This window comes from Flavobacterium sp. WC2409, assembly GCF_041200085.1.
Classification (GTDB): domain Bacteria; phylum Bacteroidota; class Bacteroidia; order Flavobacteriales; family Flavobacteriaceae; genus Flavobacterium.
In genome coordinates this window covers 202,632-221,751 of sequence record NZ_CP165625.1, presented here as the reverse complement: position 1 = coordinate 221,751, position 19,120 = coordinate 202,632, and the positions used below count along the sequence as shown (strand labels likewise).

Genomic DNA, 19,120 nt, shown 5'->3' with positions numbered 1-19,120 from the left:
GGTCATCGAACAACGAATAACGATTAACGGTCATCGATTCACGAACAACGAAAATCGTCCATCGTTTATCGTCCATCGAGCAATGCTAAACGAACATCGGTCAACGAAAAACGGATAACGAAAAACGATCAACGAACAACGAATAAACATGGCAAAAATACTAGCACCCTTCTTAATCAAAGGAACCATAGACGACATTAACTTTGTAGTAACTGCAGACGGAAATAACTATGCAAGGGCGAAAGGAAAAACGGGCATCACAGCCAAAGAATTTAAAAACAACCCCATTTTTGATAGGATACGAAATCAGGGACAAGAGTTTGGAGGCTGTGCAAAAAAATCGGTTGTATTTCGTCAATTAGCATCCCGTTTCAATGAACGGGCAAAAGAGGGAAGCTTTGCTGGTAGGGCAAACAAACTACTGTTCGAAATTTTACAAGAAGACACAACCCAACCACAGGGAAAAAGAACGCTGGCGGAAGGATTAAAAACAACAAATGGGAAGGATTTTTTATTACTTTTTGAAAGCAACAGTCTGAGACCACTGCAGAAAGTCCTAAAAACAAAAGAACAATCGGATCTAAGCAATCAAACAATTACGCTGTCTAAATTCAAGGCGAAGAAACATTTAGACTGGCCTGAAGAGGCTACACACGTACATCTGGCTATGGCTACAGCCAATTGGGATTTTGAGAACGACACACACGACACCTGTTACAGCGAAGAATGGATTCTGGATAAAGAATCCGTAAAACAAAACATAATAATATCAACTAATAAACCAAAAGGAAATGATGTACACCTAACGTTTCTATTCATCGGATTTTCGAAAATAGAACGAAAAAAACACAAAATGCTGCACCGAAAAAACAACACCTCCACAATAATAGCACACTATAATCCCACAGCCTGATGACAATTGGGCTACAACTCATTACGCAAGGAACAGAGTGTACTGCTAACTGAATACTAATTACTGATCACTGTTTACTAATCACTGTTTACTGAATACTGAACACTGAATACTGAGCACTGAACACTGAATACTGATCACTATTTACTGAGCACTGAACACTGAACACTGAACACTGAATACTGAACACTGAATACTGAACACTGAATACTGATCACTGCCCCCTTGAACACTGATTAATTTTTTCTACATTTGCAGAATGCTTACAATTTTCAAATCAAAACCCGCACTTAAGGACTTAATTCCGGACAATCATGTCGATATCCACTCCCATCTTTTACCTGGTATTGATGACGGGGCTCGAACATTTGAGGACAGCTTACGATTAACGAAAGCACTTCAAGGGTTTGGCGTTACAGAGTTCATAACTACACCACATATCATCCAACATGTTTGGGACAATACCCATGACCAGATTATTGCAAATAAAAAGGAGACGGTGGCCGAACTGAAAAAAAATAATATTCATTTGCCTTTTAAAGCGGCAGCAGAATATTTAATGGACGACCAGTTTGTGCGTCTTTTTCAATCCCATGAACTATTGACATTGAAAGATAATTATGTATTAGTAGAGATGTCCTACATTAATGCACCCATCCAATTGTACGCGATCCTTTTTGATTTACAGGTGGCGGGATACATTCCTGTACTAGCACATCCTGAACGCTATTTATTTTATCATAATAATTTCAACGAATACCTAAAACTAAAAAGAGCAGGCTGTTTGTTTCAGCTCAATTTATTATCGACAGTAGGATATTATGGTAACGAAATCGCTAAAATCAGTGATCAATTACTCCAAAAAGGAATGTATTCCTATGTGGGTTCTGATGTACATCATAACAATCACATTGCTTCTTTTGACTTAAAAGTAAAAATAAAAGATACCACTCCGCTAAAAGAAATAATAGCCAACAATCAGTTTTTTAAAATACAATAAACAGTATTGTCCACGTTCTAATGCACATCTAAGACTTCATAACTAGAATTCATGCTCTTAAACTCGGGTACAATTTCTTTCATTTTTGAAACCATCGCCTCATTGTCAAAAAAATTGGCAATTTGAATTAGTTCTTCAATATCAGTATGCAACGTTTCATATTCATCTTGAATCTCTTCTGCAATCATAATTTTATTATGGTAAGTAGGAATCGTTTTTGAAGTATCGTTTAATAATTCCTCATATAATTTTTCCCCAGGCCGTAGCCCTACTACTTTTATCATGATGTCTTTGTCAGGAATAAAACCTGCCAACTTGATCATTTTTTTTGCCAAATCAATAATCTTGACGGGTTTCCCCATATCAAAAATATAAATTTCCCCTCCATTCCCCATAGCCCCCGCTTCAAGTACAAGTTGACATGCCTCAGGAATAGTCATAAAATATCGAATAATATCAGGATGCGTTATCGTTACAGGACCACCACTAGCAATTTGCTTAGTAAACAAAGGAACTACTGACCCATTCGAACCTAAAACATTTCCAAAACGAGTCGTTATAAATTTTGTTGCTTTTGGTTTATTTTCCTTTTGACTTTTTAACTGAAGGGATTGCACGTATTTTTCAGCAATTCTTTTACTTGCTCCCATTACATTACTTGGGTTTACTGCTTTATCAGTAGACACCATAACGAATTTTTTGACTTGATATTCACAAGATAAATCGGCCAAGATTTTTGTACCAACTATATTAGTGAGAATAGCTTGAGATGGATTTTCTTCCATCAATGGAACATGTTTATAAGCTGCAGCATGAAAGACGACTTGAGGTCCATACTGCTTAAAAACATTGTTCATAGATTCTTTATTTCTAACGTCAGCTACTATGGTAATTATTTTAGACTTAAATACATTTTCATTCATCTCTAGAAACAAATGATGTAAAGGTGTTTCTGCTTGATCTAAAACAAGTACGGTTCTTGGATTAAAGAGTAATACTTGCCTAACAATTTCACTACCAATGGATCCTGCTGCTCCAGTAATTAATATGGTCTTATCTTTGAGTTGCTTGGATATGGATTTACTATCTAAGACAATAGGTTTTCTTTCCAATAAATCTTCAATTTGTAAATTCTTTACTTTTTGAGAAATTTCTTTTTGATTCTCCCAATCGGTAATTAAAGGAACCATATATACCCTATAATTAAATTCCAGGCACTGATCTACAATTACCAATCGCTCTTCTTTTGACAAACTTTTATCTGCTATTACAACCCCTTCGGCGCCAATGGAACGCATTAAAATAGGCAACTTTTTCTTTTGAATAAATATGGGTAAATCCAACATTCTTTTGGATGAATTCTGATTATTCTTATCTACAAATCCGACTATTTTAAAACGGGCTGGCGTTTCTAATTTTAATGCTTTGGCTACTGATATCGCATTAGCATCTGTACCGTAAATAATAGTTCTTGATAAGTTAACATCACTAGTCTCCGAAAAATAACGCTCAAAAGTTTGTTTTACAATAACACGATATAAAAATAGTCCACAAAAGGAAAGTACCATATTGATAAAGAGCGCCGTATTTAAAAAAGCTTTTTGTCCAAATAGTACCTCAAAAGCAAAATTCAAAACAAGAAACACGATCAGCACAGCTATTTGTGAAAACAGCAATTTTACAGCATCAATATAAGAAGAATGCCTAATTATTCCCGAATAGGTTCTAAACAACCAAAAAAAGAAAATATTAACCCCAAATAAAGATGATATAAAAACAACACTATGAGGCGTTATGATGTAATCCAATCCTGTGCCCCTAAAAATCAAATAGGTAAAGAAAAAAGAGATCATAAGAACTACAAAATCCATCATTACAATGATCCACCTTGGCAAATAACTTAAATTATGAATATTAAATCGCAGATTTTCTCGAGAGAAAAAATGAGATATAAATGATGTTGAACCTGATTTTGTATTATTACTCAAAATAAAAATATTTTTTTTTTAGACTAATGCTATATAATATATCAAAAATAAGACATAATGAATCGAAAAAAAAATGATACAATTCATTATAATTACGTATATATAAATGACCAAAAGTGAATTATAATAAATAATTCAACCTTTCATTTTACTAACTTACCTATTAAATAAATTAATTAGTACTGATTTAATCCTAGAACGATCCTCTTCAGAAAGTGCGCTGCCAGAAGGCAGGCAAAGTCCATTATAAAAAAGTGTTTCGGAAACGTTTTTTCCATAATATGAAAAGTTAGAAAAAACAGGTTGTAAATGCATCGGTTTCCACAAAAGTCGGGATTCTATATTTTCTACTTCAAGACTTACTCTAATATTTTCATTGGTGATTCCATTGGTTTTTTCGGAATCAACTAGTATTGTACTCAACCAATAATTAGAATAATAATCCGTATTTGGAACTGTATAAACGGTAACACCTTTTATATTCTTGAATAGAGCTACATAAAATTCATGCATTTTTCTTCGCGACTCTAAATGGCTTTCCAGTACTTCCATTTGTCCCCTGCCAATTCCTGCCAGAACATTACTCATTCTATAATTATATCCTACTTCGCAATGTTGATAATATGGCGTATTCTCTTTGGCTTGAGTAGCCAAAAAAAGGGCTCTATCTTTAAGTTCTTTTGTTTTTGTAACCACTGCACCACCTCCAGAAGTGGTAATAATTTTACTCCCGTTAAATGACAATACACTTACATCTCCAAAAGTGCCACAACGTTTTCCTTTATAACTGCTTCCTAAAGCTTCCGCACTATCTTCAAGAATTGGTATTCCGTACTTAGTTGCTACTGCTCTAATTTCATCTGTTTTATAAGGTACACCATAAAGTGTAACGGCTATAATTGCTTTAGGAGTTTTCCCTTTAGCGATTCGGTCAATAATAGCTTCTTCCAGAGCAATCGGGCATAAATTCCAAGTATCCTCCTCACTATCGATAAAAACAGGTATTGCTCCTTGGTATAAAATAGGATTTGCCGAAGCTGTAAATGTAAAACTTTGACAAAGGACTTCATCTCCCGCTTTAACTCCTAATAAAATTAATCCCAAATGAATAGCCGCAGTTCCTGAAGTTAATGTGGTCACATATCCTGAGCCTAAATAATTTTCCAAATTAGCTTCGAAAACATCAATATTAGCGCCCATAGGAGCGATCCAATTCGTAGCGAAAGCTTCCTGAATGTATTTTTGTTCGCTTCCTCCCATATGTGGTGGAGAAAGCCAAATTTTGTTTTTAATCATTTTATGATTAATAAGATTCACACAAAAACTATAGTAATTCCTCTTAAAATAAAGTAACCCTAATAGTTTCAAAAATTATTCTAATATCTCCCCAAATACTGTGGTTATAATAATAGTCAAGATTCAACTTTACTTTATCCGGAAAAATAAAAGTGTCATTAAAAAGCAAAGAGTTCTCTTGTTTATTTAAAATAGCATCTTCATTCGAATATTTTATAGCTGCAATACTGGTTAATCCTGGTTTCAATTCCAATAGTTTCCGACGCTCTCCTTCTAATACATCATAATATCCTGAAACATCTGGTCTAGGGCCAACAATACTCATATCCCCTTTTAAAACATTTAATAATTGAGGCAACTCATCAATTTTATACTTTCGAAAGAATTGTCCTGTTTTTGAAATAGAAATAGCACCAATAGCCGATGATTCTCTAATAGTTCGGATTTTATAAATGTTAAATTTATTTCCAAATTGACCTATTCGTTCTTGAATAAATATTCCATTTGTATGAGTATCTATAGTGGCAATTATAACAGAAATGATAATTAACCAAAATAAGAAAGCCAATAAAAACAGAGCGAAAACAATATCAAAAACACGCTTTGCCATTCGAATAAAGTTTTTACAGGTCTATTTTATTCATTTTTCTAACAATTAAAGCTCTCAATAATAAATAAGCAAGAGTCAACGTAAGTAGTAACTCTAGAATGAAAAGCCCTGATAAATTGCCTTGATTATCCATATAAATAATCAAACCATTAATACCCAATTGTAATCCAGCATAAATAACAGCAACTAAAACATGGGAAAAACCCATCTCATTTGCTAAATATTGATACAAATGAGAACGATGGGGTTCAAAAATATTTTCTCTTTTTTTAATTCGGTTCAAAATCGTTACAACAGCATCGATACCATATACCGAGAAAAAAAGTATATATCCGAATTGGTTGGTAACTATAATGGTTTTAATCATGAAATACCCTAAGAACAAAGCCATACTTATGCTTCCTACATCTCCTGCAAAGGTTTTGGCTTTTTTTCTAACATTAAATATTCCAAAAACAAAACAAGACAATCCCATGGTGATCAACAAAGGCAAACTGGAAACTTGTGTAGGTAAAACCGAAAAACTAATAATGGCAGTAAGCGCATACAAAACAGTAATTCCATTAATTCCATCCATAAAATTAAAGGCATTAACCCAACCTATTAGCAATACAAATACAATGGGGAGTATCCATAAAGATTCCGTAAATAAATTTAAATCATAAAACACCAATGCCACAGCAATAACATGTGACGCAAAACGAGGTAATTGAGATAACGGTTTAATATCATCTATAAAACTAACGACCGCAACGATTACAACTGCCAATGCTATTTCCCAAGACACATAGCCTAGAATAAATGCAATACAAATAGCAATTGGAAAAATAATCCCACCTCCTCGTAAAGTTATAGTAGTATGGGAAGATCTGGAATTGGGTTTATCAATAATATTATATTTATTGGCAATTTTGAAATAAAGAAGCTCAATTCCAACCAATACAACTAGTAATGCAATATATATCATATTTTAAAATATAGGTAATCAAAACCTAAACAGGGATTCCTTACAATTTATGTTTTAATAATTCTAACAGATACTCGCCATAACCAGATTTCTTCAAAGGTGCAGCAAGTTCTTTTAATTGTTCTTCTGAAATAAAACCTTGTCTCCAAGCAATTTCCTCAATACAACCCACTTTCAACCCCTGACGTTCTTCAATTACTTGAACAAATTGTCCTGCTTGCATCAAACTATTAAATGTTCCCGTATCTAGCCAAGCCGTACCTCTACTTAGGATACCCACTTTCAACGCTCCTTTTTCAAGATATACTTTATTTACATCCGTAATTTCGTATTCCCCACGAGCACTTGGTTTAATGTTTTTGGCAATTTCAACTACTGAATTATCATAAAAATACAACCCTGGAACTGCATAATTTGATTTTGGAACTAATGGTTTTTCTTCAATAGAAAGTGCATTTAAATTTTTATCAAATTCCACTACTCCATATCGCTCTGGATCCGAAACATGATAGGCAAAAACAACGCCTCCTTCAGGATTCGTATTGGATTGCAATAACTCATCCATATTAGAACCAAAGAAAATATTATCTCCTAATACTAGTGCGACACTATCGTTCCCAATGAATTCTTCCCCTATTACAAAAGCTTGTGCCAATCCATTGGGAATTGCTTGTTCAGCATAACTAAATTGACAACCAATAGCCGATCCGTCACCCAAAATTTTTTTGAAATTAGGTAAGTCATGTGGTGTGGAAATAATTAAAATCTCATTTATTCCAGCAGTCATCAAAGTAGATAATGGATAATAAATCATCGGTTTATCATACACTGGCATCATTTGTTTACTCATTGCTAATGTAAGTGGATGCAAACGCGTTCCAGAACCCCCTGCTAATATAATTCCTTTCATATTTTTTTTTGTTATTAGTGATTCGAAAAGCGTAATTCGAATTACATTCTTATTTATTATTTACATATCTGATAAGACCAAAAAGCATTTTTTTAATCTTTTCAATTTGACTTAGATAAATTTCAATCGAATTTATAAACTGTAATCGATTGGCTAAAATTAATTGCGTTTCTAGTTCAGATAATGAACCCATAGCGATATACAAGAACTGTATAAATTCTTTGTCACCTTTTCTACCAGCACCTTCAGCAATATTACTGGGAATAGAAACTACTGCTCTCTTAATTTGGCTTGACAATCCGTATTTTTCATCTGCTGGGAAATTTTTTGTTAACGCATAAATATCTTCTGCAAGCACCATCGACTGTTTCCATACATCTAAGTCTTTATGATCTTTCATTTGCACTAATACTGTCTATTTGGAGCTTCGAATTACGGATCACGATTAACGAATTACTTGTACTGGTTTTCATAATAAGTTGCATATTCTCCCGAAGTAATATTATTCAACCAAGTCTGGTTTTCTAAATACCAATTTACAGTTCTTTCCAACCCTTGCTCAAAAGTTACTGAAGGTTTCCATCCTAACTCTTTATTGATTTTACTGGCATCAATCGCGTAACGCAAATCATGACCCGGACGGTCTTTTACATAGGAAATCAATTGCTCTGATGTTCCAGCAATTCTTCCTAATTTCTCGTCCATAATTTTGCAGAGCAATTTCACCAAATCGATATTTTGCCATTCATTAAATCCACCTATATTATACGTATCATGATTTACACCTTCATGAAAAACCAAATCAATTGCAACCGCATGATCTTCTACAAACAACCAATCACGAGTGTATTTCCCATCGCCATAGACCGGCAAAGGCTTGTTTTGAATAATATTATTGATAAACAAAGGAATCAATTTTTCTGGAAAATGAAAAGGCCCATAATTATTCGAACAATTGGTCAACACATAGGGCAAACCATAGGTTTCTCCATAAGCACGAACAAAATGATCCGAACTGGCTTTAGAAGCTGAATAAGGAGAGTTAGGATCATAAGCAGTAGTTTCCGTAAACAACCCTTCGGAACCTAAACTACCATAAACCTCATCAGTACTAATGTGGTAAAAACGTTTTCCTACATAGTTACCATTCCAAATCGTTTTGGCAGCATTTAACAAATTCATTGTTCCTATAACATTTGTTTTCACAAAGGATAACGGATCGGTAATAGAACGATCTACATGTGATTCGGCAGCCAAATGCAAAACTCCATCAAATTGATGTTCCGCAAATAAAGCATCAATAAATGGTGCGTCTACAATATCTCCTTTTATAAACGTATAATTGGGCTCCTTTTCAATATCAACTATATTCTCCAAATTTCCGGCATAAGTCAAGGCATCCAAATTGAATATTTGGTATTGCGGGTATTTTTTCACAAAAAGACGTACTACGTGGGATCCAATAAATCCCGCTCCACCTGTAATTAATATATTTTTCATACTATTTTATATTTTGATATTTGTCCAATTTACTAATTGAACAACTTTAAACTTTAATTTCTAAACATTTCTTCAAACTATCCTTATAATCAGGAACTACAACATTATAAACCCTTTTAATTTTTGTTTTATCTAATAAAGAAAAGGCAGGACGTTTTGCAGGGGTAGGATAAGATGATGATGGTATTCCCTTCACATCACATTCATAACCCCCAATTTCTTGAATAGCTAATACAAATTCGTACCAACTGATTTCGCCTTCATTTGAGTAATTATAAATACCTGGAATCCATTCAGGAGCTTCAACAATTGTCATCATAGCCTGCGCTAAATCGGCCGCATAAGTTGGTGAACCTACTTGATCATTTACCACACTAATACTATCTCGTTCTTGCAACAAACGTTGCATGGTTTTTACAAAATTATTCCCAAACCTACTGTAAACCCAAGAAGTTCTAATAATAATAACATCCGGATTAACTGCGATCGCCGCTAATTCCCCAGCTCTTTTGGTGGCACCATATACATTAATAGGCTGCGTTAAAGCTTCTTCTGTTAATGCAATAGCAGAAGACCCATCAAAAACATAATCCGTCGAAATATGAATTAGTTTTACTTTATTCTCATTCGCATATTGCGCAAGTACTTTAACTGATTGATGATTAACAATATCTGCTAGATTTTGTTCCGTTTCTGCTTTATCCACTGCAGTATAAGCGCCGCAATTTAATATGAAATTTGGACGAATTAACTCCAATTGAATTTTCAACTTAGACAAATGATCCAATGAAATTTGAGTTCTATCCGCGAAAACCCATTCATATTGCCAATAGTTTTCTGACAACACTTTCAACTCTGAGCCCAACTGTCCAGTGGCTCCTGTTACTAAAATTTTTTGCATATTATTCAAATGTCCAATCGATTTGATCAAAAGAGGGTAAAATTACATCCTTTTCTGAAACGATTACTTCATCAGTACTTACCTGCCAATCAATAGCCAAAGTGGGATCATCATAACGAATCCCTCTTTCACTTTCTTTATGGTACAACCGATCTACTTTATACATGACAGAAGCCGTTTCGCTTAAAACCGAAAAACCATGTGCAAATCCATGAGGTACCATCAATTGCTTTTTATTTTCGGCACTTAAAACAACACTGAAATGTTTTCCATATGTAAGTGAGTTTTTACGTAAGTCTACCGCTACATCTAAAATTTCCCCTTCTAACACACGTACCAGTTTTGCTTGTGCAAATGGGTTAATTTGTAAATGCAAGCCACGTATTACACCTCTTTTAGAAAAAGATTGATTATCTTGAATAAAATCATACATAATTCCATTTTCGTGAAATTTAGCTTGATTATAGGCTTCAAAGAAATACCCACGGGAATCTTCAAAAACGGTTGGATTTACGATTACTAAATCTTGTATAAATGTTTTTTCGATGGTCATATTGTAATTATTTTTTAAATGATTGAAATGTTTTTAACATACCCTCTTTTGATTCAATTGGCAAAGTTTTATTCATAGCTATTACTATTTTAGAATTACTAACAACATAATTCTCCGTTAATTTTTGCAGCCTTTCTGAATTGAGTGGTAAATGCAAATAATCACCAATTTGAGCAATTTTTTTAATCCAAGAGGATGGTATATTTAAAACCCTGTTTTTTTTTCCTAAACTTATCCCTAACAACTCAATCAACTCATTGGTTGATAAAGACTCATTATCCGCAATTTGATAAACACCCGATGCAATATTTTTATTTTCTAAAATTTCTTTGATTACAAAACAAAGATTTTCGACACTCAAAAAAGAACGTTCATTTTTAAAATCTCCTAGTGGCCAAGGCAATCCCTTAGCTACCAATTGATATAACAAATTCAAATTCCCTTTATTTCCTGGGCCATGAATCATGCAAGGCCTTAAAATATAAACTTTTTTTCCTTGAGGTAATTTATGAGATAAAATATACTGCTCTGCTTGAAATTTCGCAATTCCATAATGCGTTTTGGGATTCGGAAAAGTTTCTTCAGTCAATATTCCGTTTACCTCATCGGCTGCCGCTTTTACGGTACTCATAAAAATAAAAACAGAAGCTTCAGAAACTAAGAAAGCATCAAACAGTTGCTTGGTTAATTCAAAATTGGCTTCATAATAATCCGAAGGATTGGAAACTTTTTTTAAATTGTGGGCTTTCCCTGCTAAATGAATGATGGCATCCCCTCTTAAATCAAAGTGCTGATTAGGGACATAACGAACGCTGATAGGACACACATGGTGTGATATTTTCAAATAGTCTTTAAGATTGGTTCCTACAAAACCTGAGGTCCCAGTGATGGTGATTTTCATTTAATTAAATTGGGACAATGCCTTTTTATTTAGTCTTTTTCGTTCGCTATCAAAAAACCATCCCCATTTATTAAAATAAGTAATAGCTGAATTGATAAATATCTTAAACAATTTACTGCTTTTATTCGCTCCAGAATCATATCCATGATAAATAGAAACTTTCGGAAAATAAATGGTTTTATATCTTGTATTCATCCTTCTTGACAAATCCCAATCTTCAAAATACATAAAATAGTTATCGTCATACATACCCACTTCTTTGATTGCTTCTAAATTCAATAAAGTAAAGCATCCTGAAAGCACAGGAACATTATAAATAACGTCTTGATCAATCGACCTCAATTCATATTGATTAATAAACTTATTATATATACCAGAGGGTTTTTTTAATTTTCGCATTAAAATGCTGTAAGGAGAAGGAAGTAATTTTGGTAAATATTGAATAGATCCGTCTTCATTTAAAACTTTAGGCATCATCATACCAATATCTTTATTTTGATTCATAAAGTCAACCATAGTAATAATAATGTCTTCTTCAAAATAAGCATCGGGATTTATTACGAAATGATATTTTGAACCTGCTTCTATTGATTTAATAATCGCAATATTATGTGCTGCACCAAAACCTGGGTTGGAAGGATTGTAGAAATAATCAATTCTACTATCAACTGCTAGAACTTTCAAATCATCTGTTGGTGAATTATCAACTAAAAACAGTTTGTCTATAGCATTTGAGTTCAATAACGATTGGATTGCTCTTTCTAACATTTGGAAATCATTACGATATAAAACAATACATGACGTTACTTTATTTTTCATTTTATTTTAATTTATTTAAAAGATATTTTTTCTTTTCATAAAAATCAGATCACTTTAACTGAGTTAAGATATTTTTCATTAATAAAATTCAAGAAAGCTTTCCCAAAATTCATAAAAGGTTTTTCTATAAATATAAATGTGATTACAGCTAGCACAACTGAAAAGAGGATCGCTAATAAACAATGAATAATTATATTAATATGGCCAAATAAACTAAATAAAGTCTGTTGAATTAAGAACCCCCATAAATAAACGCCATAAGATATATCATATTTGGGCTTCATTTTTAAAATATATTTCAGAGAAGATAAAAATAGTACAAGATTACAAGACGCTAACGTAAATAAGATCTCAGCATAAATCGTGCTTTTCAAGAAAAAAAAGACTAAAAATGAAACTAATACCACGTAAATATTAATAAAAATCTTAGTAGAAAAAATAGCAAAAAAAACTCCATAGGCAAATGCCATGGGTAATAAATATTTTTCAGGATTATTATCTATAAAACCTAAAAAAAACCTATTAGGCAACAAAGTATCAATAAAAACTAATAAAATAGGAAATATAAAATATTTTTTATTTCTATTACCCAAAAATAAAAACAAAATAGGTAATATAATATAACATCCAATCTCATATCTCAAAGTCCATAAAGATCCATTTACTATATTAGGATAAAGGTTTTCTACAAAAACACCCGGAAGTAAATAATCCGAATAAAACACAATATTATGCCTTATGTAGGCAAAATAATTTAACTGCGATAAATATTCTTTAAACTCTAAATTAGTTACTATCGGACCAAAGATGAAAACAGTAACTAAAAGTACAAATAACAAACCCGGTAAAATTCTAAATAATCTAGATATTACAAAATAAACGACACTCTTTTTAGACAAATAACTATTTGTGACGACTAGTCCACTAATAAATAAAAACACTTTTACTGCAAATGCTCCTGCATAAGTAAATTTTAAAAAATGATGAAAAGGATCAATCCAATAAATACCTGATCCGTTAATTGCTTCACTATGTCCAACTATAACTAAGCAAGCCAATATGATGCGAGCCAAATCTAGATTATTATTATCTTTGTTTAGGAATTCAGAAATTTTCATTGATATATTATTTAGTCAAAGAAACAAGTAAATCTTTAATTTTATTTTCTTGATAAGATTTTTCAAAAGTTTTTTGGATATCTCTTTTAGTATCTATTGAAATTGGTTCTAATTTATTTAGTACTGATATAAAATCTTTTGCTTCATTACATAATAAAAATGACCCCTCGTAAAAATTATCTATTCCTTCAAAAGCTACCTCTGTTCCTAGTACTGGTGTCCCGACAGCAAGCGATTCAATAACTTTAACTTTTACGCCAGCTCCCTGAAAAATTGGCGCAATTAACGCTTGACTTTCAGCAATTTTTACATAAGGATCTTCTAAAAAACCTAAATACTTAATGTTTTTGTTATCCTTAATTTTAGAAATAAGCGCTCCATCTAAACCTGGCCCAATTATTTCAAATTTAAGCTCATGTTTAAGATGCGGCAATACATGGTCTACAAACCAATTTAATCCTTTAGCATTTTCAGGTCTGTTCCAAGCTCCAAAAAAGCAAAACTTAAAACTTAACGTAATTTTACTATAATCAATAAATTTAATTTTATCACTGATAAAAAAATTAATTGTACTTGAATTTAAACCATAATTATCCTTGAGTAAGAGTTGATCTTTTTTACTGAAAGTAAGGAGAAGATCAGCAGACTTTAAAATATATCTCTCTGTAAATAATAACAAGGAGTTGAATGGGTTAAAATAAAAAAAACGGTTTCTTTTAAATTTTTGATAAATCACATCATGACACATTAAAATCTTAACTGATTTCGTCAAAAAAGGAGAATAAATAAATACTTGAGAAAAATCAAAATATAAAAACTTGTAATTTTTGGCATTCTTGATTAAAAAAAACAACAATCTAAATCTAAATCGTAATAAAAAGAAAGGATGTAAGAAGGGAAAATGAATCCAACTATAAATTTTTGAAACTGTTGAAACATTAACTTTTTTTAAAACATTAACTTTTGAATTAACTTCAATTTCGTGGTTAGGATATGAAAAAAAAATTAAATCTACATTATAATCTTCTGACAATAAACTAAGGAGTTCTTTAGAGTAATTTTGACCTGCGGTAAGTTTATTTGGAGGAAAAGCTGTGATAAATAAAATTCGATTCATTTATTTTAAAATAAGTTATTGGCTTTTAATTTAAAAAACTTAAAAACACAAGATAATTAGTATGACTAGCCAAATATTGTTTTAAATGGCACAAATAATTCAATATAATTTCCTGTTAGCGCCGTATAAAATCGAGCTAACAAATAAAAAACAAAAGTGCTATACAATAAAAATCTTCCGTAAGTATTCTTAGTATATTTTAAGACAAATGGGATTAGTATGATTAAAACCATGTCGTACACAAGAGATAAGCGGACTAATGCTATTGATAAAGAAACTGTGCTAAAATATAAAACAACTCCCGCCCAATACAAGTTAAAATAACCTTGAAACTCGGGTTCATTTTCCGTTATTTTTTTTAACATGCTTGTGACTATTGCAAAAATAAAAATCTTGTTTGCAAATCCTTTCATAATTATTTCTGCAACTGGTGTTTTTCCACCAAAAGTATTATCACTATCACTCAAATAATAATCAATTTTTTGCTGAACTATACCCCCTGCAAGTTCCCCCAAACTTTCAAATAGTTTACCCAACACTATCGAAAGACAAAAACTTGCCGCCACATAAAGAATTAGGGTTAATGGCCTTAATTTTAATTTATAAATCCACCATGCAAAAATAAAAATAATAGATGTCCTATGAAACAACATAGCTAAGCCAATCATTGACAAAAAAATCCAGAATTTCTTTTCTTGAATATATTTTATTGAAAAAAAAAGTATGGCTGTTGCAACTGTTTGTCGAACAAAAAACACATTCGCAAAAGTTGTACTCCAAAGAATTAGAAGAGAGGTTATAGGATAAGGGCTAAAATTTAAAATAGCTTTACTTTGAAAACTAAAAAGAATAACCGCTAAAACAAATAATAAAAAGGTATAATTATTAAAAAAAATCTTTACAAACTCGTTAATTCTGGAATATCCCCATTCAAATTCACCAATAGTAAACCATTCAGAGCTGCCATTAAAAAAATCAAGATAAGCATCCCAATCGGTACCTGTCTCCCATCTAAGGAACGAAAGAGAAAATAAAAAAAAAGACATCAAACTAAATAAAACGATACCCTCCAGCTTTTTTAATCCAAAAATTTCCAGAAACGAAAACAAGGCCAATACGCCAAATATTAAAAAGTAAAATATCATTATCAGGAATTTAAGTAGCCAATACGTCGCAATTCACTTAATAATTGCAAACTTATTACCTGAGGAGAGAACTTTTCCTGAAGAGTATCAAATTCTACATTAATATTTTCTTTTGTATCTATTAATTGATACAAAAGATTTTCCATTTCAGCTATACTATTTACCAGATACCCGAATTTTCCGAATTTATCAAAAACATATTCAAAATAATCATTATGTAAAGCTAATATTGTTTTTCTTTGAAATATAGCATCCATGATTGCTCCACTAGCTGTAATTTTATAACTATCTTTTGGATAAAAGAAAAGTAAAATATCTAAATCTTCGATTCTCTTATTATATTCATTCCTTGAAATAATTTGATCTTGTGGCGCGATGTCAATCCCTAGTGAGGATAACAATTGCGCATTCTTCTCAATCTTACCCGTTACGGAAATATTAAGTTTTTGTTTATATAATGGATTTATTTTATTTACAAACTCAATAAAACCCATCATACCTTTAGTTTCATTTAGAAGACCTACAGTACCAATACGTAATAATTTATCTTTTTCTTTAAGGTTTACCTCTTCAGTACTTTTAAATATATAAGAATGATCAATACTCACAAATTTTGAAATTTTATCTCTCGAAAGTATTTCAGCTAAATTTTTATGTATGCGCTCACCCATAATTGAAAAATGAATTCCATCCGAAATGGTAACATTAGGATTAAGAAAGAAATCCTGACTCAACCTAATTAACATTCGATGAAGAAACCCTCCCACCTTTAAGTCAGTAACAATTCCTTCCATTTCTCCATGACAAAAAATTAATATCTTTTTTTTGAAAATCTTATTGAAAAAATTTAAAACTCTAAGACTAAAAAGATTATTATAGGGGAAAATTAAGACAGAATCTTTAGGTACTGCTATTAAATAGCGCATATTTTGAAAAGTGCTAAACAAATATCGAAAAAGTAAATCATAACGTCCCTGCCCCTTAATTACAAAAACATCTTGGTAATTTATATTATGCGGAACAGCTTCGCCTATCAAATTTTTAAATGCTTCAAAGGAACTTTTACTCAACCTACACTCAACTTTATCAAAAATCAAAGAACACATTAAAATTAATGACGAATTGAACATTTCATGGTATGATCCTTGAGCATAGGTATCAATATAAAAGGCATTTTTACCTTGTAATTTATTTGTCATAATAAAATTCTAAAAAACACCATTTTAAATAAAAAAACATAAACTGAACTTTAAAAAATAATTCTATCTATTTTTTTTACCGCGCAAACTATAAATAAAGTTGAAAAATTTGGGGTGAAGAAAAAGTTTTAAAATTAGACCAAACTTGTGTGTCCCGTATTCAAGAAAGAAATCTCTGGAAATATAATTTTTATATCCTGCATCAATAATACCCATATTAAATGGAATATGTTCACAAATTCCTTCATTATCATTAAACATATTTTTTATCGCTTTATACCGGAGTGATTTAATAGCAGGATATTTATAAATACCAATTCCTCCAAATGCAGAAATAACATTATGGTATTTATATTTCTTAGTGTTTTTATTAATTGTTCTAAATGTTCTTTCCAATGACTCATCGGTATATGAAAAAAAATCTTTTTGCGGATATTCATAAACAGCAAAAACATCGTAATATATTTTAGATTTAAATCCTAAATAGCTACTTATTGTTACTCCATTAGAAAATATCCCCCCCCAATTATTATTTGCCTGATCTATCGAATTGACAAGTTCATCAACAGAAAATGTTTTAACATCAATATCTATAACTATCAAATAATCAATATCATGACCTAATGTATCGATATAATCTAAATACATATTTCTATAAAATGACATTTTTTCAATTCTATAAAAACTTGTAGTTGGTGAGGCCATTGCTACAGTTTGATCAGGAATAGTCTTAATCCCAAAATCTTGGGAAATGATTTTGACACCCTCACTTTTCTTTTCCCAATTAAATAAAATTTCTTTAGTATTATCTTTACTATCATTTTCTACTACCACGACCTGAGACCATGAAAATTTACTTCTTAAGTGATCAATAAGTGGAATATTATTGATTAATGAATCCTCACAATCTCTAGCTAGAGCTGCTATAACAACATTTTTATTAAATTTAATCATTTTTTTTCATTAGGAAAATTTGTTTATCCAGTCGTGTGATATCATTAACAAATGTTAATAAAGAAGAATAATAGCGGATACCAATCAAAAATTTAACAAATTTAAATGCCTTAATAACTAGATTGCCTAACGTTCCTCTTCGTAATTTTTCAGTCTCCTTAAATGTAGAAAATGCATTAGATTTAACACCAGTCAAAAGTCTATTTTCATCTAGGGCTTTAAAAAAATTATTCCCTTCTTCAAATGGATTTTCTACAGGAAAATCAGATTCTAAAGCTCTAAAAAGTCTTCTATATAAAGGAATAATATTCTCTCCATTTTTAAATGAATTAAATGAATACGACATTTTTGAGTAAGTATCATATCCATTTTCATAAACATCATCAATATAACTTTTAAAAAGAGGGATATAGGAAGGATAAACATCAGTATTATATTTAGGATGTCTACGATTAATCAATTTGGGTTTAAATGGATCAAATCCGGAAAAATGAAAAAACAATAATGCAAACAATTCTTGTGTTTCTATATTTTTTATCTGATACTCTCCATTTTTATCAATAACTAATTCTCTTTCATGAAGGTTCCATATAGCTGGATTAATTCCCATATGATGTGTAATTAATACATCATTGGGAAAAAAAGCAGGTATAAAATCCATCCATTTCTGATCAACATGTAAAGCGTCAAATTTATCTGCATAACATTTATTTGCTAATCGATTCATCCACCACTTCACAATTTTACTACCAGTTGAATTATTTCTTATTGCTGTAAAACCTAAATTATAAATCCCAACAAATAATATTTCCTCTTCAGTAATAGATCCTGTATACTCCGTTTGAATATTACAATAATGAGGTGTTAATACTATAGATTTTTCATCTAAATATTCATAAATTTCATCTAATGGATTTGTAACGTAAATATCTGGATCTAAATAAAGAACCTTTTCGAAACCTTCATCAAACATTTTTTCAAAACAAAATGGTTTTATCGAAGTGGAAAACTCAATCACATTATACTTAAATGCCATTTTTTTCCAACCCGGCAACCAACTATCATTCAGTAATGTAAAATGTTTTAGGTCATCTCCTAATTCATCAGGATCATCTGATAAAAAAATAAAAAAATCACAATTTGGATTTAATTTTTGAAATGACTTTTTTAAAGTAAAAGCCTGTGCCAGATAATTTTTTGCACAAATAGTAAATGCTGCATTTTTCATT

Annotated in this window: 19 protein-coding genes; 2 read left to right on the top strand and 17 right to left on the bottom strand. The window is 31.3% G+C overall.

Annotation, left to right across the window (positions count from 1 at the left end; genetic code table 11):
* The first annotated feature begins 148 nt into the window (after window positions 1–148).
* Together AB3G34_RS00955 and AB3G34_RS00950 are read left to right on the top strand one after the other, a co-directional pair.
* Window positions 149–913: a hypothetical protein gene (locus AB3G34_RS00955; RefSeq protein WP_369753158.1), complete on the top strand. Its 765-nt coding sequence runs from the start codon at window positions 149–151 to the stop codon at window positions 911–913.
* A gap of 259 nt (window positions 914–1,172) precedes the next feature.
* The gene (locus AB3G34_RS00950) at window positions 1,173–1,913 is read left to right on the top strand and encodes a tyrosine-protein phosphatase (RefSeq protein ID WP_369753157.1); all 741 of its coding nucleotides are present in this window, start codon (window positions 1,173–1,175) and stop codon (window positions 1,911–1,913) included.
* 17 nt (window positions 1,914–1,930) lie between these two features.
* Here the strand turns inward: AB3G34_RS00950 and AB3G34_RS00945 are convergent, their stop codons facing one another.
* The 17 genes from AB3G34_RS00945 to AB3G34_RS00865 form a co-directional block, all read right to left on the bottom strand.
* Window positions 1,931–3,865 carry an SDR family NAD(P)-dependent oxidoreductase gene (locus tag AB3G34_RS00945; RefSeq protein ID WP_369754068.1) on the bottom strand — a complete coding sequence of 645 codons (1,935 nt, stop codon included), beginning with the start codon at window positions 3,863–3,865 and terminating at the stop codon, window positions 1,931–1,933.
* Between the two features lie 192 nt (window positions 3,866–4,057).
* Window positions 4,058–5,197 (bottom strand): DegT/DnrJ/EryC1/StrS family aminotransferase, encoded by a 1,140-nt coding sequence (locus tag AB3G34_RS00940; RefSeq protein ID WP_369753156.1) that lies wholly within the window; start codon window positions 5,195–5,197, stop codon window positions 4,058–4,060.
* Between the two features lie 43 nt (window positions 5,198–5,240).
* Window positions 5,241–5,807 (bottom strand): sugar transferase, encoded by a 567-nt coding sequence (locus tag AB3G34_RS00935; protein ID WP_367773655.1) that lies wholly within the window; start codon window positions 5,805–5,807, stop codon window positions 5,241–5,243.
* A gap of 13 nt (window positions 5,808–5,820) precedes the next feature.
* On the bottom strand, window positions 5,821–6,774 hold the full coding sequence (locus AB3G34_RS00930; RefSeq protein WP_369753155.1) for a glycosyltransferase family 4 protein: 954 nt from the start codon (window positions 6,772–6,774) through the stop codon (window positions 5,821–5,823).
* 40 nt (window positions 6,775–6,814) lie between these two features.
* Window positions 6,815–7,684, bottom strand: a complete 870-nt coding sequence (rfbA, locus tag AB3G34_RS00925; RefSeq protein WP_369753154.1) for a glucose-1-phosphate thymidylyltransferase RfbA — start codon at window positions 7,682–7,684, stop codon at window positions 6,815–6,817.
* Between the two features lie 49 nt (window positions 7,685–7,733).
* On the bottom strand, window positions 7,734–8,084 hold the full coding sequence (locus AB3G34_RS00920) for a four helix bundle protein (protein WP_369753153.1): 351 nt from the start codon (window positions 8,082–8,084) through the stop codon (window positions 7,734–7,736).
* A gap of 53 nt (window positions 8,085–8,137) precedes the next feature.
* The gene (rfbB, locus tag AB3G34_RS00915) at window positions 8,138–9,184 is read right to left on the bottom strand and encodes a dTDP-glucose 4,6-dehydratase (protein ID WP_369753152.1); all 1,047 of its coding nucleotides are present in this window, start codon (window positions 9,182–9,184) and stop codon (window positions 8,138–8,140) included.
* Window positions 9,185–9,230: 46 nt separating this feature from the next.
* On the bottom strand, window positions 9,231–10,085 hold the full coding sequence (rfbD, locus tag AB3G34_RS00910) for a dTDP-4-dehydrorhamnose reductase (protein WP_367773647.1): 855 nt from the start codon (window positions 10,083–10,085) through the stop codon (window positions 9,231–9,233).
* Between the two features lies 1 nt (window position 10,086).
* On the bottom strand, window positions 10,087–10,638 hold the full coding sequence (gene rfbC / locus AB3G34_RS00905; RefSeq protein ID WP_367773644.1) for a dTDP-4-dehydrorhamnose 3,5-epimerase: 552 nt from the start codon (window positions 10,636–10,638) through the stop codon (window positions 10,087–10,089).
* Window positions 10,639–10,645: 7 nt separating this feature from the next.
* Window positions 10,646–11,539 carry an NAD-dependent epimerase/dehydratase family protein gene (locus tag AB3G34_RS00900; RefSeq protein ID WP_367773642.1) on the bottom strand — a complete coding sequence of 298 codons (894 nt, stop codon included), beginning with the start codon at window positions 11,537–11,539 and terminating at the stop codon, window positions 10,646–10,648.
* Window positions 11,540–12,358: a glycosyltransferase gene (locus tag AB3G34_RS00895; protein WP_369753151.1), complete on the bottom strand. Its 819-nt coding sequence runs from the start codon at window positions 12,356–12,358 to the stop codon at window positions 11,540–11,542.
* Between the two features lie 44 nt (window positions 12,359–12,402).
* A complete protein-coding gene (locus AB3G34_RS00890; protein WP_369753150.1) occupies window positions 12,403–13,476 on the bottom strand; it encodes an acyltransferase family protein in 1,074 nt (357 codons plus the stop codon).
* A gap of 7 nt (window positions 13,477–13,483) precedes the next feature.
* Window positions 13,484–14,593 carry a glycosyltransferase gene (locus AB3G34_RS00885; protein ID WP_369753149.1) on the bottom strand — a complete coding sequence of 370 codons (1,110 nt, stop codon included), beginning with the start codon at window positions 14,591–14,593 and terminating at the stop codon, window positions 13,484–13,486.
* A 65-nt stretch (window positions 14,594–14,658) separates the two neighbouring features.
* Complete coding sequence (locus tag AB3G34_RS00880) at window positions 14,659–15,738, bottom strand: EpsG family protein (RefSeq protein WP_367773636.1); 1,080 nt, start codon at window positions 15,736–15,738, stop codon at window positions 14,659–14,661.
* A 2-nt stretch (window positions 15,739–15,740) separates the two neighbouring features.
* Window positions 15,741–16,937 (bottom strand): hypothetical protein, encoded by a 1,197-nt coding sequence (locus AB3G34_RS00875; protein WP_367773635.1) that lies wholly within the window; start codon window positions 16,935–16,937, stop codon window positions 15,741–15,743.
* Window positions 16,938–17,000: 63 nt separating this feature from the next.
* Complete coding sequence (locus AB3G34_RS00870; RefSeq protein WP_369753148.1) at window positions 17,001–17,891, bottom strand: hypothetical protein; 891 nt, start codon at window positions 17,889–17,891, stop codon at window positions 17,001–17,003.
* Entirely contained in the window at window positions 17,884–19,119 is a 1,236-nt protein-coding gene (locus AB3G34_RS00865) for a hypothetical protein (protein ID WP_367773632.1), read from the bottom strand. Before AB3G34_RS00865 ends, AB3G34_RS00870 begins: the two co-directional genes overlap by 8 nt.
* Between the last annotated feature and the right edge of the window lies 1 nt (window position 19,120).